18 protein-coding genes are annotated in these 18,059 nt (G+C 57.3%); 12 read left to right on the forward strand and 6 right to left on the reverse strand.

Annotated elements, in window-relative coordinates; genetic code table 11:
• The first annotated feature begins 42 nt into the window (after positions 1-42).
• Positions 43-591: a 50S ribosomal protein L7/L12-serine acetyltransferase gene (rimL, locus tag USG84_RS05265; protein WP_151413750.1), complete on the forward strand. Its 549-nt coding sequence runs from the start codon at positions 43-45 to the stop codon at positions 589-591.
• On the opposite strand, the gene ydcK is transcribed toward rimL, so the two are convergent.
• The gene (gene ydcK, locus USG84_RS05270) at positions 586-1,566 is read right to left on the reverse strand and encodes a YdcK family protein (RefSeq protein ID WP_151413749.1); all 981 of its coding nucleotides are present in this window, start codon (positions 1,564-1,566) and stop codon (positions 586-588) included. The two genes, rimL and ydcK, sit on opposite strands and share 6 nt — an antisense overlap.
• Positions 1,567-1,688: 122 nt before the next feature.
• On the opposite strand from ydcK, the gene tehA reads away from it, so the two are divergent.
• Together tehA and tehB are read left to right on the forward strand one after the other, a co-directional pair.
• A complete protein-coding gene (gene tehA / locus USG84_RS05275) occupies positions 1,689-2,690 on the forward strand; it encodes a dicarboxylate transporter/tellurite-resistance protein TehA (RefSeq protein WP_061098244.1) in 1,002 nt (333 codons plus the stop codon).
• Complete coding sequence (gene tehB, locus USG84_RS05280) at positions 2,690-3,283, forward strand: tellurite resistance methyltransferase TehB (protein ID WP_151413748.1); 594 nt, start codon at positions 2,690-2,692, stop codon at positions 3,281-3,283. Before tehA ends, tehB begins: the two co-directional genes overlap by 1 nt.
• On the opposite strand, the gene pepT is transcribed toward tehB, so the two are convergent.
• A complete protein-coding gene (pepT, locus tag USG84_RS05285) occupies positions 3,280-4,509 on the reverse strand; it encodes a peptidase T (RefSeq protein WP_253541968.1) in 1,230 nt (409 codons plus the stop codon). The two genes, tehB and pepT, sit on opposite strands and share 4 nt — an antisense overlap.
• Before the next feature lie 111 nt (positions 4,510-4,620).
• On the opposite strand from pepT, the gene USG84_RS05290 reads away from it, so the two are divergent.
• Complete coding sequence (locus USG84_RS05290; RefSeq protein ID WP_253543488.1) at positions 4,621-6,216, forward strand: ABC transporter substrate-binding protein; 1,596 nt, start codon at positions 4,621-4,623, stop codon at positions 6,214-6,216.
• Positions 6,217-6,351: 135 nt separating this feature from the next.
• Positions 6,352-7,026 (forward strand): DUF3313 domain-containing protein, encoded by a 675-nt coding sequence (locus USG84_RS05295; RefSeq protein ID WP_061098240.1) that lies wholly within the window; start codon positions 6,352-6,354, stop codon positions 7,024-7,026.
• 34 nt (positions 7,027-7,060) lie between these two features.
• Here the strand turns inward: USG84_RS05295 and USG84_RS05300 are convergent, their stop codons facing one another.
• The gene (locus tag USG84_RS05300) at positions 7,061-7,957 is read right to left on the reverse strand and encodes a DMT family transporter (protein WP_253541972.1); all 897 of its coding nucleotides are present in this window, start codon (positions 7,955-7,957) and stop codon (positions 7,061-7,063) included.
• A 174-nt stretch (positions 7,958-8,131) separates the two neighbouring features.
• Here USG84_RS05300 and USG84_RS05305 point away from each other — a divergent pair, with 174 nt between their 5' ends.
• Entirely contained in the window at positions 8,132-9,004 is an 873-nt protein-coding gene (locus USG84_RS05305) for a helix-turn-helix transcriptional regulator (protein WP_151413746.1), read from the forward strand.
• On the opposite strand, the gene USG84_RS05310 is transcribed toward USG84_RS05305, so the two are convergent.
• On the reverse strand, positions 8,984-10,150 hold the full coding sequence (locus USG84_RS05310) for a benzoate/H(+) symporter BenE family transporter (RefSeq protein ID WP_320738194.1): 1,167 nt from the start codon (positions 10,148-10,150) through the stop codon (positions 8,984-8,986). The genes USG84_RS05305 and USG84_RS05310 overlap by 21 nt on opposite strands.
• 92 nt (positions 10,151-10,242) lie before the next feature.
• On the opposite strand from USG84_RS05310, the gene USG84_RS05315 reads away from it, so the two are divergent.
• Positions 10,243-10,770 carry a helix-turn-helix domain-containing protein gene (locus tag USG84_RS05315; protein ID WP_061098236.1) on the forward strand — a complete coding sequence of 176 codons (528 nt, stop codon included), beginning with the start codon at positions 10,243-10,245 and terminating at the stop codon, positions 10,768-10,770.
• A gap of 80 nt (positions 10,771-10,850) precedes the next feature.
• The gene (locus USG84_RS05320) at positions 10,851-12,815 is read left to right on the forward strand and encodes a peptidase U32 family protein (RefSeq protein ID WP_253541976.1); all 1,965 of its coding nucleotides are present in this window, start codon (positions 10,851-10,853) and stop codon (positions 12,813-12,815) included.
• Here the strand turns inward: USG84_RS05320 and USG84_RS05325 are convergent, their stop codons facing one another.
• The gene (locus USG84_RS05325) at positions 12,816-13,046 is read right to left on the reverse strand and encodes a DUF2554 family protein (RefSeq protein WP_061099667.1); all 231 of its coding nucleotides are present in this window, start codon (positions 13,044-13,046) and stop codon (positions 12,816-12,818) included. It abuts the gene before it with no gap.
• A 243-nt stretch (positions 13,047-13,289) separates the two neighbouring features.
• Between USG84_RS05325 and USG84_RS05330 the strand changes: the two genes are divergently transcribed.
• A complete protein-coding gene (locus USG84_RS05330) occupies positions 13,290-13,652 on the forward strand; it encodes a hypothetical protein (protein ID WP_151413745.1) in 363 nt (120 codons plus the stop codon).
• 156 nt (positions 13,653-13,808) lie between these two features.
• On the opposite strand, the gene ftrA is transcribed toward USG84_RS05330, so the two are convergent.
• Positions 13,809-14,816 carry a transcriptional regulator FtrA gene (ftrA, locus tag USG84_RS05335; protein ID WP_253541978.1) on the reverse strand — a complete coding sequence of 336 codons (1,008 nt, stop codon included), beginning with the start codon at positions 14,814-14,816 and terminating at the stop codon, positions 13,809-13,811.
• Positions 14,817-14,889: 73 nt separating this feature from the next.
• Here ftrA and USG84_RS05340 point away from each other — a divergent pair, with 73 nt between their 5' ends.
• The 3 genes from USG84_RS05340 (at position 14,890) to urtA (ending at position 18,037) form a co-directional block, all read left to right on the forward strand.
• Entirely contained in the window at positions 14,890-15,303 is a 414-nt protein-coding gene (locus USG84_RS05340; RefSeq protein ID WP_151413744.1) for a rhodanese-like domain-containing protein, read from the forward strand.
• A 156-nt stretch (positions 15,304-15,459) separates the two neighbouring features.
• Entirely contained in the window at positions 15,460-16,563 is a 1,104-nt protein-coding gene (locus USG84_RS05345; protein WP_253541979.1) for a cobalamin-independent methionine synthase II family protein, read from the forward strand.
• 202 nt (positions 16,564-16,765) lie between these two features.
• A complete protein-coding gene (gene urtA, locus USG84_RS05350) occupies positions 16,766-18,037 on the forward strand; it encodes an urea ABC transporter substrate-binding protein (protein WP_253541980.1) in 1,272 nt (423 codons plus the stop codon).
• Positions 18,038-18,059: the final 22 nt, after the last annotated feature.

The raw sequence follows: 18,059 nt of genomic DNA on the forward strand, positions 1-18,059 counted from the left end.
TCGATTCCCTCTCCCTCCGGGAGAGGGTTAGGGTGAGGGGCAATGACCGCAACACAATCCGAAACTATTCCGGTAACTGACGCTCTCGAGCTTCGCGCCGTTGAAGAGCGCTACACCGCCGATCTGCATAATCTCGTCGTTAAAAACAGAGCCTATCTGCAAACCGCCTTTGACTGGGCGCAGCACGTCGGAAGCGTTGAGGATACCCGCCGCAACGTGCAGAGTAACCAGATGCTGCACCAGCGCGGCTACGCCAAAATGTTTTTGATCTTCAAGGACGATGAGCTGGTCGGCGTGCTGTCGTTCAATGCGATTGAGCCGGCCAACAAAGCCGCGTACATCGGCTACTGGCTGGATGAAGCGCATCAGGGGCAGGGGATCCTCTCGCAGTCACTGCAGGCGTTTATGCGCTACTACGCCGGGCGCGGTGAGATCCGCCGTTTTGTGATTAAGTGTCGGGTGGCGAATCAGCACAGCAACAGCGTTGCCATGCGCAACGGCTTTACGCTGGAAGGGTGCCTGAGGGAGGCGGAATACCTGAATGGCACCTATGATGATGTGAACATCTACGGCAAGATTTATACCCTATAGCGCCCCCAGCAGCGGCGTGCGGGTAATACGCTGGTCGCCGTTGATCACCTTTTCACCGCGCAGGTGAATGCTCTCACCAGCAAAGGCCTCTATCACCGCATCGTCGGTGATTTCTACCCGATGCTCAATCAGCACGTCGCCGCTGATCCGCGCGCGTCCCTGAATCACCACTTTATCATCCAGCATGATCGGCCCGCCGCGCAGCCATGCCTGCCCGCCGATCAGAACGTGGTGCTTGATGACGCAGTTTCCTTCCACCACGGCGTTCTCAGCAATCTGTGAGCTGTAGCGCACGGTAGGGATGGCGTCGTCGTCGAAACCGGCTATCACGCGGGCGTTGCCGTACACTTTGGCGCAGTCGCACACCCAGACGTTGTTGAGTTCGTTACCTTCGAGGATAGCGCAGTCGAACACTTCAGCGCGGTGCTCAACAAAGGCGTTATTCACCATCGCCTCGCCGTATATTTGCGCCTGATGCACAATGCGCGACCGGCTTACCGTCGCCTTGCCGTAAATTTGCAGGATCTGGTCATGGTCCGGCGTGAGGCCTTTGGCAGCGATGATGACGCTGTTGTGCAGGACGCGCGCGTCGCCGTAGAGATGGCACTCACCCCGCACGCAGGAGTGCTGAACGGTGACGTTGTCACTTATTCGCGCCCCGTGGCTGACCTCTGCGGCGTCCAGCCAGCAGCTATCGCCGATGTGCGCGTCATGGCTGACGGTGCACGGCAGGGTAAGGCGCGCGTTGCCGGACACGGTTGCACCGGCGAATACTACGCTGTTCTCATCGTAGATCCAGCAGTCTCCGTCCTGCGCAAGGGCGCGTTCATCGTCAACCCAGCCGCCTTTCGTACCGGCCGTCACATCGTTAAAATCCACCGTGGCGATAACCTGCCGCAGCGTCGTTGAGTGAGATGTTTCGCCATTTTTCCATTGCCAGAGCCGGGTTTCATCGCTGAGCCGATACTTTTTCATCGTGGGATCCCTGATATGCGTCTTCACTAAACGTAGCAAACTTTCGGCTTTCCGTTGTGCTGGCATCCGTCGCGGAAACCTCTTAAAATGGCATTTAAAATACATTTTAAAAATTCAAATTAATGGATAAATCAAACAAACCCCAACAGGCGCTTAACCTTCCCGCAGGCTATTTTGGCATGGTGCTTGGCATCATCGGCATGGGTTTCGCCTGGCGATACGCCAGCACCCTGTGGCCGGTGACGCGCTGGCCGGGTGAGATTCTGGTCGCTCTCGCGGTTGCATGCTGGTTTTTACTGACGGCGGCGTTTATTACCCGTGCGATCCGCTTCCCGCACAGCGTGCTGGCAGAGATGCGCCACCCGGTAATGAGCAGCTTCGTCAGCCTTTTTCCGGCCACCACCATGCTGGTCGCCATCGGTTTTGTGCCCTGGTTCCGCCCGGTATCGCTGGCGCTGTTCGGCGTGGGGGTGGTGTTACAGCTTGCTTATTCCGCCTGGCAAAGCGCCGGGCTCTGGCGAGGCCGACACCCGCAGGAGGCCACCACGCCGGGATTGTATCTGCCGACGGTGGCGAATAATTTCATCAGCGCGATGGCGTGCGGTGCCCTGGGGTTCAACGATGCAGGGCTCGTTTTTCTCGGCGCGGGCGTCTTTTCCTGGCTCAGCCTGGAGCCGGTTATCCTCCAGCGTCTTCGCAGCGCCGGAGAGCTTCCCACCGCGCAGCGCACCGCGTTAGGCATTCAGCTGGCCCCCGCGCTGGTGGCCTGTAGCGCCTGGTTTAGCGTCAACGGCGGGGAAGCCGACACCTTCGCCAAAATGCTGTTCGGCTACGGCCTGTTGCAGCTGCTGTTTATGCTGCGCCTGCTGCCGTGGTATGTGTCTCAACCGTTTAACGCCTCGTTCTGGAGCTTCTCGTTTGGCGTGTCGGCCCTGGCAACCACGGGGCTGCACCTGGGACACGGCAGTTCGTCAGGTTTTTTCCACGCCATTGCCGTGCCGCTGTTTATCTTTACCAACCTCATCATTGGGATGCTGTTGGTCCGTACGTTTATTCTGCTGATTCAGGGCAAACTTCTGGTGCGCACTGATAAAGCACTGCTTATGCAATCTGAGGAAAAATAATGGCTGTCGATGAAAATTACTTCACAGAGAAATATGGCTTAACCCGTACGCATTCAGAGGTGCTGTACAGCGCGGGGATCGTGAAGCCCGGTAAGACGCTGGATCTGGGCTGTGGAAATGGCCGCAACAGCCTGTACCTGGCGGCCAACGGCTACGATGTCACCGCCTGGGATAAAAACCCGATGAGCGTGGATAACATCGAGCGCATCAAGGCGGCAGAAGGGATTGAGAATCTGCATACTGCCGTCAAAGATCTGAACAGCCTGAGCTTTGACGGCGAGTACGACTTTATTCTTTCCACCGTGGTGCTGATGTTCCTGGAGGCGAAAACCATCCCGGGCCTTATCGCCAACATGCAGCGTTGCACCAAACCCGGCGGCTACAACCTGATCGTTGCCGCGATGGACACGGCGGATTACCCGTGCACCGTCGGCTTCCCGTTTGCGTTCAAAAGCGGCGAACTGAGCAGCTACTACGAAGGCTGGGAGCTGCTCAAATACAACGAAGAGGTGGGCGAGCTGCACCGCACCGATGAAAACGGCAACCGCATCAAGCTGCGCTTTGCCACCATGCTGGCGCGCAAGCCCGCTTAACGGGCGGCCAGCAGGCAGATCTGCAGGGCAGTCTTGTAAGACGCCTCGAACGACGACAGCGGCAGGAACTCAAACTTCGAATGGAAGTTATGCGCGCCGGTGAAGAAGTTCGGGGTGAGTAACCCTTTTGCCGACAGCGCCGCGCCGTCCGTGCCGCCGCGCATAGGGATCGGTTTTGGGGTGATGCCGAGCGATTCCATCGCTTCAAACATCAGGTCGATGGCGCGCCGGTCTTCGCCAATCGCATTGCTGATGTTGCTGTAGGTATCTTCAATGCGATACTCCACCTTCGCCGTCGGGTGTTGGGCGGCAATCAGCGCGGCGACGTCCGCAATCTGCTGCTTGCGGGCGGCAAAGCCGGCTTTATCAAAATCACGAATATTGGCCTTTAGCACGGCGTCGTTCTGTCCGGCCTGAATGCCGTTAAACCAGATATAGCCCTCGCGGCCCTCGGTGCACTCCGGGGTTTGCTGGCGGTCGAAATGGCTGATGAAGTCGGTCGCCATCAGTAATGGGTTCACCAGCACGCCTTTGGCGGACATCGGGTGCGCCGTCACGCCGGTGAAGTGGATCTCTGCCGCTGCCGCGTTAAAATTCTCGTAAACAATTTCTCCCAGCTCGCAGCAGTCGATAGTCCAGGCAAAGTCCACGTCGAAGCGTTTCAAATCCAGCGCCTTGGCGCCGTTCAGGCCAATCTCTTCGTCTGGCACAAACGCGACCACAATGTCGCCATGCTGATGTTCAGCGGTGAGGTTTTCCAGCACGGTCATCACCACCGTCACCGCTGCTTTATTATCTGCGCCCAATACGCTGGTTCCGTCGCTGAAAATAATCTCCTCATTCGGGTAAGCCAGAATTTCCGGGTGCTCGTTCACCCGCAGCCAGATGTCTTTTTCCTTATTCAGACAGAGATCTTCACCATTAAAGGTTAATATTTGCGGATGAATATTCGGTGATAAACCGACGTCAACGGTATCAATGTGGGTAATAAAGCCGATGCGCGGCGCGCCGGGCACATTGCCTTTTTTCACTGCCGTCACGGTAGCGAATTCGTCAATCACGATGTCGTCTAACCCCAGCTGCGCCAGCTCCTGCGCCAGTTCTCGCGCCATGTCGTGCTGGCCCGGCGTGGAGGGCAGGGTTTTAACTTTTGGATCGCTCTGGCTGGTAATCGCAAGATAGCGGAAAAAACGGTGCGTTAATTGTCTGGAAAGCGGCGAGCCCATAGTGTTTTCTTCCTTATTTATTTTTCGGGTGTTTGCCACTTCACTTTAATGTTATTTATGAAATGGCAAAAGAATTAATTAGCCGTCGAATTAAAAAGACAGGAATAAATGATGACAAGCAAACGCACAACGTTAACGCTGGCACTCGCTGCGCTCACGGTCAGTTCCACCGTAGGCGCGAAAACGCTGGTGTATTGCTCCGAAGGGTCACCGGAAAACTTTAATCCTCAGCTATACACCTCGGGCACCAGCGTGGATGCCAGCGCCGTGCCGGTCTACAACCGGCTGGTCGATTTCAAACCCGGCACCACGGAGCTGGTGCCGAGCCTGGCAGAGCGCTGGGAGGTGAGCGACGACGGCAAGGTTTACACCTTCCATCTGCGTAAAGGGGTGAAGTTCCAGAGCAATAAATTCTTCACGCCGACCCGCGATTTTAACGCCGATGACGTGATCTTCTCGTTTATGCGTCAGAAGGACGTGAATCATCCGTATCACAACGTCTCAAACGGTAGCTATTCCAACTTCGAAAGTCTGGAGTTTGGCAGCCTGATTACCGCCATTGATAAAGTCGATGACCACACGGTGCGCTTTACCCTGGCCCATCCGGAAGCGCCGTTTGTCGCCGATCTGGCATGGTATTTTGCCTCAATCCTCTCCGCGGAGTATGCCGATGCGATGCTGAAAGCGGGCACGCCGGAGAAGGTGGATATGCAGCCGATCGGCACCGGGCCGTTTAAGCTGGCGCAGTATCAGAAGGACTCCCGCATCCTGTTTACCGCGTTTGCCGACTACTGGCAGGGGAAATCGAAGCTGGACAGGCTGGTCTTTACCATTACCCCGGATCCCTCCGTGCGTTTTGCCAAAATTGAGAAAAACGAATGCCAGGTGATGCCGTTCCCGAACCCGGCGGATCTGCCGCGTATGAAGGCCAATAAAGATATTACGCTGATGAGCAAGGCCGGGCTGAACACCGGTTTCCTGGCGTTTAACACCCAAAAGCCGCCGCTGGATAACGTGAAGGTTCGCCAGGCGCTGGCGATGGCGATCAATAAACCGGCCATTATCGACGCGGTGTTCCACGGCACCGGAACCGCGGCGAAAAACCTGCTGCCGCCGGGCGTCTGGAGCGCTGACAGCGAACTGAAGGATTACGATTACGATCCTGAAAAAGCGAAAGCGTTGCTGAAAGAGGCCGGTTTAACCAGCGGCATGAGTATCGACCTGTGGGCGATGCCCGTCCAGCGGCCCTATAACCCGAACGCCAGACGGATGGCGGAGATGATTCAGGCTGACTGGGCGAAGGTGGGGGTGCAGACCAAAATTGTCACCTACGAATGGGGCGAATATCTCAAGCGCGTGAAGGACGGTGAACATCAGGCCGCCCTGATGGGCTGGACGACCGCAACGGGCGACCCGGATAACTTCTTTGGACCGCTATTTACCTGCACCTCGGCAAACGGCGGTTCGAATTCGGCGAAGTGGTGCTACAAGCCGTTTGATAAAATTATCGCGGAAGCAAAATCAACCACCGATCGCGACAAGCGCGTGGCGCTGTATAAAGAGGCGCAGCAGATCATGCATGACCAGATACCTGCGGTCATGATTGCGCATTCAACGATCTTCGAACCGGTGCGCAAAGAGGTGACAGGCTACGAAATCGATCCGTTTGGCAAACATTTGTTCTGGCAGGTGGATATTAATCAGTAATTTTTCACTGCCCGGTACGCGGCCGGGCACTCTTTTCGCAATTTGTGCTCTCCACATCATTTTTTGTCACAACAAACCCACCGAACTTTTGCTATAACTTCAAATGCATACTTGCAGATAACATGGAAAACTATCATGCGTACTCAAACTTTTTTTAAAGTTGCAGTGCTTACTGGTTTATTGGCAGTGGCGGGCTGTTCTTCAAAGGTCGCGGCTCCAGAACAATATTCAGGCTTTTTAAAAGATTATTCCGGCCTGCAGCAGACGACCTCAGCAACGGGTAAACCAACGCTGCGTTGGGTTGATCCTTCCTATAACGAAGCGAACTACGACAGCATTATCTGGACGCCGATTACCTATTATCCAGCGCCAAAACCAACCACTCAGATTGGTCAAAAAACGCTTGATGAGCTGCTGAATTATACCAATAACAAAATGAAAACGGCGATTGGTACCCGTAAGCCGATTGTGACCACGCCGGGCAAACACAGCCTGATTTTCCGCGGGGCAATTACCGGGGTGAGTTCCCAGAAAGAGGGCCTGCAGTTCTATGAAGTGGTGCCGGTCGCGCTGGTGGTAGCAGGTACGCAGATGGCAACCGGGCATCGCACCATGGATACCCATCTCTACTTTGAAGGCGAGCTGATCGACGCGGCCACCAATAAACCGGTGATGAAAGTCGTTCGTAAAGGCGAAGGTAAAGAGCTGGCAAACGAAAACACGCCTATGGGCTTCGCTACGCTGAAGCAGGTTGTTGACGACATGGCGACGGACGCCACCATGTTTGACGTGCATAAAACAGCGAAATAACGTTAAGCGGACTGCATCGCGCAGGCCGTTTTTCTTACGCCGTACGCAGGCGCCTGAACCAGGTCTCTGGTTTCGTGAACATCACCATATTCCCGCCCAGAATCAGCAGCAAACCGACGATACCGTTGATGTGCCAGACGTAGCCTTCATACACCGTTGAGATGGAGAGCGCCACCAGCGGGAAGAGCAGCGTACTGTAAGCCGCTTTCCCGGGGCCGATACGTCCCACCAGCGTGAAGTAGGCGCCAAAGGCAATCACCGAGCCGAACAGGGCTAGATAGAGCAGCGCGCCCATATAGGTGACCGTCCATTCCGGGGTAAAACTGTCGCCTCTGAAAAGCGCAATACATCCCATCACCAGCGTGCCGTAAAGCATCGCCCAGGCGTTGGTGGTCATGGTTTCCAGACCTCTGCGCTGATGGCGCATGCTGATCATATTGCCCAGCGAGAAGCCGTACGTGCCTAGCGCGGAAAGGCCAATGCCCGTCAGGAGCGATACGCTCCAGCCGCTGGCCAGCAGGTCGTCCCAGAAAAGGGTCACGATCCCCACAAGACCCAGCGCCGCCGCCGTCCAGAAACGCGCGGGCGGGCGCTGCCCGAAGAAAATAAAGCAGTTAATCGCGTTGTAGAGCACCGCCATGGAGAAGATCACCGATTCCAGCCCGGTGTTGATGTGTGCCGCCGCGGTATAAAAACACCAGAAGTTAAAGCAGAAGACGCAGCATCCCTGAAGCATGCAGAACAGGTGATCCCGCAGCGCCAGCTTGCGAAGGCGGCGCAGGACGACTAACACCACCATCATCGTGAGGCTGGCGACGGCGAAGCGCCAGAAAATAGAGACGGGTGCGGGTACGGGACCCTGCTGCAGGAAAATGGCAATCCAGGTGGTTCCCCAGATGATCACCACCAGTCCGTATAATAACGCATTCATATTTTTTCTCTTCTCTAACCACGGAAGCCCGCAGTATGGCGCCGTCATCTGTCAGGGGCTTTCACCGGCTTGCGGTAGACTTGCAAAATCTTGCGCTTTTTTCTTTTCCGGGGGCTGGCAACGGGGGACAACAGTTCTTAGACTGACAGTTCACTCAATAACGCGCTAACGGTTATGTCTCACGCTTACGATACCTTTGAAACGCTACGCCAACAGAATGCGGTCCTGCGGGAAACCGTCTCGCTCAATTCCGGCATTCAGCTGGCGGAGTGGTACAACAAGCGCGATACGATAACGGTTAAAAGCAATCATCATACCCTCAGCCTGTACGTCGCCGACGGCTACGAGAGCTATCAAAAGACGCCGGGCGGCTGGAAGAACGGCGGGGGACCGGACCGTTTCTGTCTGATGCCGAAAGAGAGTGAATCGACGTGGGATATCCGCGACGATCTGTCGTTTGTCCATCTCTACTGCACCGATGAACACCTGCACGATGTGGGCGAAAAAATCTGGGACAAGCGGCCGCTGTCGCTGACCCTGGACGAGCGCATTTTTGGCAGCGACCCGAAGATCACCGCGCTGTACCGCCAGTTTCTGCTCGGCTGCGACTGGCAGCAGCAGGCCAATCAGCTCACCCTGAGCACGGCCTCCACGCTGCTGTTGACCCACCTGCTGCAAAACTACTCAAACGTTCAGTGGAAGCTGCCGGTCGTTACCGGCGGGCTATCGCCGTTTGTTCTGCGCAACGTGCTGGCCTTTATCGAAGAAAACCTCGGGCAGCCCCTGACGCTGGCCGAGCTGGCGGCGCAGGCCGCCCTCAGCGAATACCATTTTGCCCGCATGTTCCGCCAGTCGACGGGGCTGGCGCCGCATCAGTACGTCATGCAACGGCGCATGGAAAAAGCGAAAAACCTGGTACAGCATACCTCGACGCCGCTGACGGATATCGCGCTGGCCTGCGGGTTTAACTCCGCCAGCCACTTCAGTAACCGTTTCCGTAGCGTCATGGGTATGACGCCCTCACAGCTACGCGCGGCGAGCGCGTGAAAACAGGGCGTAGCATACGCCGCCCAGCACCAGCCCCCAGAATGCCGAACCGATGCCCAGGATCGTGACGCCGCTCGCGGTCATCAGAAACGTGACGATGGCCGCGTCGCGCTCCGCTTCATGATTTAGCGCCTGATATAAACTCCCGCTGATAGTACCCAGCAGCGCCAGACCGGCCAGCGTCTGGATCCAGCTGAGCGGCAGCGCAGCCATAATGCCAGTGATGGATCCGCCGAACACCCCCGCCAGCAGATAAAACCCGCCGGCCGCGATGGCCGCCAGCCAGCGTTTACCGGCGTCCGGGTGGGCATCCGGGCTCTGACAGATAGCGGCGGTAATGGCGGCTATGCAGATGGAAAAGACGCCAAAGGGGGACAGCAGCAGCGCCAGCCCGCCGGTAAAAATAATGAGCGGTGAGACCGCCAGCGGATAGCCGGAGGCTTTCATCGTCGCGAAGCCGGGGGCATTTTGCGAGGCCATGGTCACCAGGAAGAAGGGCAAGCCGATGCTCACCAGGCTGGTGAAGGTAAAGTCCGGGGCAATGAACTCAGGCATCACGAGGGCGAAGGTGATTTTATCGGTGACAACGTCACCTCCCGCCCACGCCACGATCCCGCCCGCTAGCAGCGTTACGACGATGGCATAGCGCGGTGCCAGCGCTTTCGCCAGCAGCCACGCCGCAATCATGCTGCCGCACAGCAGAAAGTGCCCATCCAGATGGGCAAACGCGTGCAGACCAAACTGCAGGAGTACGCCTGCCAGCATGGCGGCCGCAAGCGAATGGGGGATCAGCCTCATCAGACGGGCGAAAAGGCCGGTAATGCCGCAGAGTAAAATGAGCGCGTTGGCGAAGATGAACACGCCGATTGTCTCAGCCAGCGTCACGCCGTGCAGGCTGGTGGCGAGCAGCGCCGCGCCGGGCGTTGACCAGGCGGTCAGCACCGGGGCTTTATACCACCAGGAGAGCGCCAGCGTGCTGACGCCCATCCCAATCCCCAGCGCGGTCATCCAGCCCGCAATCTGCTGCGCGCTGGCGCCTGCCGCCGCGGCGGCCTGCCAGATGATGGCTGCCGAGCTGGCGTAACCGACCAGAACGGCGACAAATCCAGCCAGTACGGCTGGAACGAGATGAGAGGAAGGGCGCATAGAGACTCCGCTGTGCGTTATAACGTCCGCGATAAGGTAACACTGTGCGCTATAGCGTACAAGTGGTATGCTCGGAGTCATCAGGAGGGAGCATGGACATTACACAACATCTTGCAGCAACGCTGAAAACGCTGCGCCAGGCGCGCGGCTGGAGTTTGTCGAAGCTGGCGGACGAAACCGGCGTGTCGAAAGCGATGCTCGGGCAAATCGAGCGCAATGAGTCCAGCCCGACGGTGTCGACGCTGTGGAAAATCGCCACCGGGCTGAACGTCCCGTTCTCCGCCTTCATCACGTCCGAGGCGGACAGGCCGGCCGTGTTTGACTCGCAGCAGCAGGCGATGGTGGTCAAACCGCTCTTTCCCTGGGATGAGACGCTCGGGTTTGATTATTTCTCTATTACGCTGGCACCGGGCGCCGTGAGCGAGTCCACGCCGCACGAGGCGGGCGTGATTGAGCATGTGGTGGTGATCGGCGGCGAGCTGGAGATGAACATCAACGGCGAATGGCAGACGATTTTTGCCGATTCGGGCGTGCGTTTTGCCGGCGATAAACCGCACGCCTACCGCAACAGCAGCGACCGGCCGGTGCATTTTCACTCACTGATCCATTATCCCCGCTGAGGCTACGCAAAACTGTTTCGCTGGCGCATACTTCTGACTACAATAGCCGCCATTTTGACCATAACGGATAACGACGAAGTATGCGCCTGCAATCCCATCATCTTGAACTTTTAAGCCCGGCCCGCGACGCCGCCATTGCCCGTGAAGCGATCCTTCACGGCGCTGACGCCGTCTACATCGGCGGCCCTGGCTTCGGTGCCCGCCATAACGCCAGCAACAGCCTGCGCGATATTGCCGAGCTGGTGCCGTTCGCCCACCGTTTCGGGGCGAAAGTGTTCGTGACCCTGAACACCATTCTTCATGATGATGAGCTGGAGCCCGCGCAGCGTCTGATTACCGATCTCTACCAGACCGGCGTCGATGCCCTGATTGTTCAGGACATGGGCGTGCTTGAGCTGGATATTCCGCCGATTGAGCTGCATGCCAGTACCCAGTGCGACATCCGCACGGTAGAAAAAGCCAAATTCCTCTCTGACGTCGGTTTCTCACAGATCGTGCTGGCGCGCGAGCTGAACCTGAATCAAATCCGCGATATTCACCAGGCGACAGACGCGACGATTGAGTTCTTTATCCACGGCGCGCTGTGCGTGGCCTATTCCGGCCAGTGCAACATTTCCCACGCCCAGACGGGCCGCAGCGCCAACCGCGGCGACTGCTCACAGGCCTGCCGTCTGCCGTATACCCTGAAAGACGATCAGGGGCGCGTGGTGGCGTTCGAAAAACACCTGCTCTCCATGAAGGATAACGATCAGACCGCCAACCTGGGCGCGCTGATCGACGCAGGCGTGCGCTCCTTCAAGATTGAAGGACGCTACAAAGACATGAGCTACGTGAAGAACATCACCGCGCACTATCGCCAGATGCTGGACGCCATTATTGAAGATCGTGGTGACCTGGCGCGCGCCTCGGCCGGTCGTACCGAGCATTTCTTTATTCCGTCGACTGACAAAACCTTCCACCGCGGCAGCACGGACTATTTCGTGAACGCCCGCAAAGGGGATATCGGCGCGTTTGACTCACCGAAGTTTATCGGTTTACCGGTCGGTGAGGTGCTGAAAGTGGCGAAAGATCACCTGGACGTTGAAGTGACGGAGCCGCTGGCGAACGGCGACGGCCTGAACGTGATGATTAAGCGTGAAGTGGTGGGCTTTCGCGCCAACACGGTCGAAAAAACCGGCGAGAACCGCTACCGCGTCTGGCCGAATGAAATGCCTGCCGATCTCTACAAGGCAAGGCCGAACGCGCCGCTCAACCGTAACCTGGATCATAACTGGCAGCAGGCGTTGCTGAAAACCTCCAGCGAGCGCCGCATCGCGGTGGATATTGAGCTGGGCGGCTGGGAAGAGCAGCTGATTCTGACCATGACCTGCGAAGACGGCATCAGCGTAACGCATACGCTTGATGGCCTGTTCGAGGTGGCAAACAACGCGGATAAAGCGCTTAACAGCCTGAAGGACGGCGTGGCGAAGCTGGGCCAGACGATTTACTACGCGCGCGCTATCGAGGTTAATCTGCCGGACGCGCTGTTCGTGCCGAACAGCCTGCTTAACCAGTTCCGCCGCGAAACGGCAGAGATGCTGGATGCCGCACGCCTGGCGCACTATCCGCGCGGCAGCCGTAAGGCCGAATCTGTTCCTGCGCCCGTGTATCCGGACACCCATTTATCGTTCCTGGCCAACGTTTACAACCATAAAGCGCGTGAATTCTATCATCGCCACGGCGTGCAGCTGATCGACGCGGCCTATGAAGCGCACGAAGAGAAGGGCGATGTGCCGGTGATGATCACCAAGCACTGCCTGCGCTTTGCTTTTAACCTGTGCCCGAAACAGGCGAAAGGGAATATCAAGAGCTGGAAGGCCACCCCCATGCAGCTGGTCAACGGTGACGAAGTCCTGACCCTGAAGTTTGACTGCCGTCCTTGCGAAATGCATGTTATCGGCAAAATGAAAAACCATATTTTCAAAATGCCACCGCCGGGCAGCATCGTCGCGTCCGTGAGCCCGGACGACCTGATGAAAACCCTGCCGAAACGCAAGGGCAGTTAACTACCTTACGTGCGTGTCCGGTTTGCGCGATTTCTGCCACAGGTGGTGCTCGCGCAAACCTTCCGCTGACTCTTCCGCTGCGCTGCGTAACTCGTCGCTGTCGGCCTCATGCCGCAGCTGATGTTCCACATTCTTTACCCAAATATATTCATGGCCTTTGTGCCCGGCCATCAGCTGGCCGGAAAACAGCGCACAAATAAGCATGACGAGAGATAACCCTTTTTTCACCATGGTTTCACCGCTGAATAACATTGCGGGAATAAGCATGCCGATTATTTTTTCTCGTTATTATTCAATAATTCAAAGTACAGCAAAGAAAGTGTCAAATACTGTAGGTAGTGAATCCGTCTTAAGAAATATCCTAAATATGGAATACGCGTTGTAAACTACCTGTTCTGGTACGGAAATAGACATTTACTTTAAGGATAATCCTATATAATAGAGGTTCTCTGGCTAAGGAATGAGTCTAAATAAATGAAAAAAATAATCGCGCTTGCGCTCCTCGTGGCGGCCGTTGGGGCTACCGCAGGGGTTCGCTATATCGGTAATGACGAACCAGAATATATTCAGTCCGCGGAAGTTCGCGTTGGTTCTTATTTAACCAGCGACTATGGACGCGTAGCCTGCAATAGCAAAAAAGTAAACGATCAACGCTGGGAATTAGACTGCACCCATCCGGCACGGGGAAAAACATTCCAGTTTGCGGTATATCCCTCTGAAAAAGCTCCCTATGGAGTATCGCGTTCGTTTTATCTCGAGGCACTTAACGATGATGCAAAACAGAGCGCTGAGCAGGGTCTGATGCGCTATTTGCAAATCAATACCAGCGCGAGTTAACCGGGCTGTTTAGGTTTCGTTAAGACAGCCGGTGTTAGTTTATTCGAGATCCGCTGCCCGACCATGGAGCGTCGGGGACGTAGAGACCAAAATACAAATCTATCCATGCAAGCATTTACCGCCAGATAATGGCGGTTTTTTTTTGCGCTTTTGCCGCTAGCGGGCAGGATCGGAACGTGAAAACTGTTTACGATACTGGGCCGGAGAAAGCGCGAACTGCTGGCGAAAATGATGGCGCAGCGTCGACGCCTGACCAAACCCGGTCTGTTCAGCGATGCTGTCGATGCTTAAACGGCTGCTCTCCAGATAATCTTTTGCTCTCAGCAGGCGCTCGTTGAGCAGCCAGCGTGCGGGCGTCGTGCCCGTTGCCGCCTCGAAGCGACGAAGAAAGGTGCGCTGGCTCATGCCGACCCGACGCGCCAGCGAGTCGACGCTGTGCGGCTCGACAAGGTGCGTGTGCAGAAAATCAAACAGCTGGCCCAGGCGCTGGCTCTCCCGCAGCTGCGCCACCGGGCGGCTCAGCTGCTGCGGCTGTGAACCATCCCGGTGAGGGGGGATCACCAGCCGTCGCGCCACGCTGTTGGCGGTTTCCATGCCATAGTCCCGCCGGACGACGTGCAGACAGAGATCGATTCCCGCCGCGCTGCCTGCGGACGTCAGGATATCGCCTTCGTCCTGGTAGAGCACGTCCTCAACCACCTCGATGTGAGGGTAGCGGGCCTTAAACGCGTCAATGTAGCGCCAGTGCGTCGTGGCTTTACGGCCGTTCAGCAGCCCCGTAGCGGCCAGCACGAACGCGCCCGAACAGATGGACAGCAGCCGGCATCCGCGCGCGCTGGCCTGGCGCAGTGCCTCGCAAAGCGCCGAAGGAACCGGTGCATCCAGCCCCCGCCAGCCGGGAACCACAATCAGGTCCGCCGACGCAAGCAGGTTCAAGTCGCCATCGGCAACGATGCGGATCCCGCCGGTCGCCCGCAGTTCTCCGCTATCCACGCTCGCCACCGCAAAACGGTACCAGTCGTCGCCCAGCTCCGGACGCGGCAGGCCAAAAATCTCAACCGCCACGCCAAACTCAAAGGTACACAGCCCGTCATACGCCAGCACTACCACCTGCGGGCGGATAACCTGTCTTAAGTTTGTCATCTTTTTGCTGTTTTCTGGCATAAGCGAGCGCATTCACGGGCTGAATTTGTGGATAGAGTAGTGTTAACACAAACGCCAAAGATGAGGAAGGTTCATGAGCTATGTTACTGAGTTTCCGGCTGCCGAGCCGCAGGAAGCCGTTACCCATTTTCTGCGTCGCCTGAGCGTCGAAACCGACTGCGCCGACGTGCATCACGCCATCGCCAATAACGAGCAGGACTTCGTGCTGCTGCACGTGGTGGGGAGCCCGGAGCAGTTTGCCCGCCGCCACGTGCCGGGCGCGCTGCATATGCCCTGGAGCCAGATTACCGCTGAGCGGATGTCCCAATGGCCGGAGGGGACGCTGTTTGTCGTGTATTGTGCGGGGCCACACTGTAACGGCGCGGACAGGGCGGCGCTGAAGCTGGCGCGTCTCGGACTGCCGGTCAAAATCATGCTCGGGGGCATCACCGGCTGGGAAGATGAACGCTACGCGTTTGCCAGCCAGGCGCATGAGGCCGCGCTGTGAAGATGAATTTTTTTCAATACCCGTGAAATTTTCTCGTTTGCCGGAATCGGTCAGGTATGACATCTTTTTTGGACATTTAGACATCCAGAAGTCTAAATATTCAAATGATGAATTATCACTGCGGGCAATTAATACCGGCAGACTGAGGAGATTTCCATGCAACGACAGCACGCCCCATACCGCGCCGACGTAGTCGGCAGCTTTTTACGTCCGGATGCCGTTAAGCAGGCGCGCCTGAAGTTCGCCAGCGGCGAGATTGATGCCGGACAGCTTCGCGCGGTGGAGGACGAGGCCATTCGCCACGTCGTCGAGCAGCAGTGCGCGTGCGGCCTGCATGTGGTGACCGACGGTGAATTTCGCCGCGCCTGGTGGCACTTCGATTTCTTTGACGGTCTTCAGGGCGTTGAGCGTTACGATTCACAGCAGGGGATTCAGTTCAACGGAGTGCAAACCAAAGCCCACGGCGTGCGCGTGACCGGCAAGCTGGGCTTTGGCGACCACCCGATGCTGGAAGACTTCCGCTATCTGAAAAGCATCAGCGGCAGTGCCCAGCCGAAGATGACCATTCCCAGCCCAAGCGTGCTCCATTTCCGCGGCGGGCGCAAAGACATCGACGCGACGGTGTACCCGGATCTGAACGACTATTTCGACGATCTGGCGACTACCTGGCGCGACGCCATCCGCGCATTCTACGAAGCGGGCTGCCGTTATCTGCAGCTGGACGACACCGTCTGGGCCTATCTCTGCTCGGACGACCAGCGCCGTCAGATCCGCGAGCGCGGCGACGACGCCGATGAGCTGGCGCTAATCTACGCCCGCGTGCTGAACAAGGCCCTGGAAGGCAAGCCGGAGGATCTGACCATCGGGCTGCACGTCTGCCGCGGTAACTTCCGTTCAACCTGGATTTCCGAAGGCGGCTATGAGCCGGTGGCGGAGGTGCTGTTCGGGACGGTTAACGTTGACGCCTTCTTCCTCGAATACGATAACGACCGCAGCGGGGATTTCGCGCCGCTGCGCTTCGTTCGCCCGGGCAAGCAGCAGGTGGTGCTGGGCCTGATCACCACGAAAAAAGGTGAGCTGGAGAACCCGGAAGGCGTGAAGGCCCGTCTGGCAGAGGCGGCGAAATACGTGGCGAAAGAGCAGATCTGCCTCAGCCCGCAGTGCGGCTTTGCCTCCACCGAAGAGGGCAACAGCCTGAGCGAGTCCCAGCAGTGGGATAAGGTCCGCCTGGTAACGCAGATCGCCAGCGAAGTCTGGTAAAACCGCTTCCTCAGCGCTGCATTATAAAAGTGCAGCGCTGTGCCATTCTGAGTCGTTCTCTTTACATCCTGCCTTCTGTCTCCTGCAATAGCGCGTTCTTCATTCTGGCATCCTTTTTGCTCCTGCTTCGCTGACATCTTTATTTCCGCGTCCATGCCGTAACGGACGTTTTCGCGCAGCGTTCTTTTTCAGGAGTGAAAATATGCAGCGTCGTACCTTATTAAAAGCCTTTGCGTTATCCGCGTCCGTCGCGGCGATGGGAATGAGTTTTGGCGTGCAGGCGGCCGATACCATCAAAGTGGGGATCATGCACTCTCTGTCCGGCACGATGGCCATCTCCGAAACCCCGCTGAAGGACGTCGCCCTGATGACCATCGACGAGATCAACGCCAAAGGCGGCGTGCTGGGTAAAAAACTGGAGCCGGTGGTCGTGGATCCCGCCTCAAACTGGCCGCTGTTTGCCGAGAAGGCGCGCCAGCTGCTGAGCCAGGATAAAGTGGCGGTGGTGTTCGGCTGCTGGACGTCGGTTTCGCGCAAATCCGTGCTGCCGGTGTTTGAGGAGCTGAACGGCCTGCTGTTCTATCCGGTGCAGTATGAAGGCGAAGAGATGTCGCCAAACGTCTTCTATACCGGCGCGGCGCCGAACCAGCAGGCCATCCCGGCGGTGGAATACCTGATGAGCGAGGACGGCGGTGGGGCGAAGCGCTTCTTCCTGCTGGGTACCGACTACGTTTACCCGCGCACCACCAACAAGATCCTGCGCGCGTTCCTGCATTCGAAAGGGGTTGAGGATAAGGACATCGAAGAGGTTTACACCCCGTTTGGCCATAGCGACTACCAGACCATCGTCGCCAACATCAAAAAATTCTCCGCAGGCGGCAAAACCGCCGTGGTGTCGACCATCAACGGCGACTCCAACGTGCCGTTCTACAAAGAGCTGGCTAACCAGGGACTGAAGGCCACCGACGTCCCGGTGGTGGCGTTCTCCGTAGGTGAAGAAGAGCTGCGCGGGATCGACACCAAACCGCTGGTGGGCAACCTGGCGGCGTGGAACTACTTTGAATCCGTGGATAATCCAACCAACCAGGCATTTGTGGCGGATTACAAAGCCTATGCGAAGGCGCACAAGCTGCCGAATGCCGATACCGTCGTCACAAACGATCCGATGGAAGCCACGTATGTGGGTATCCATATGTGGGCGCAGGCGGTGGAAAAAGCGGGCACCACCGACGTGGATAAGGTGCGTGCGGCGATGGCCGGTCAGTCGTTTAAGGCGCCGTCTGGCTTTACGCTTACCATGGATGCCACCAACCATCATCTGCATAAGCCGGTCATGATCGGTGAAATCGAAGGCAACGGCCAGTTCAACGTGGTCTGGCAGACGGAGCAGCCGGTGCGCGCCCAGCCGTGGAGTCCGTTCATCGCCGGGAATGACAAAAAGCCCGACCAGCCGATGAAAACCGCCAGCAACTAAGCCATTGCCTCAGGGAGAAACG

Source organism: Enterobacter sp. 168J2, assembly GCF_034107265.1.
Lineage (GTDB): Bacteria > Pseudomonadota > Gammaproteobacteria > Enterobacterales > Enterobacteriaceae > Enterobacter > Enterobacter nematophilus.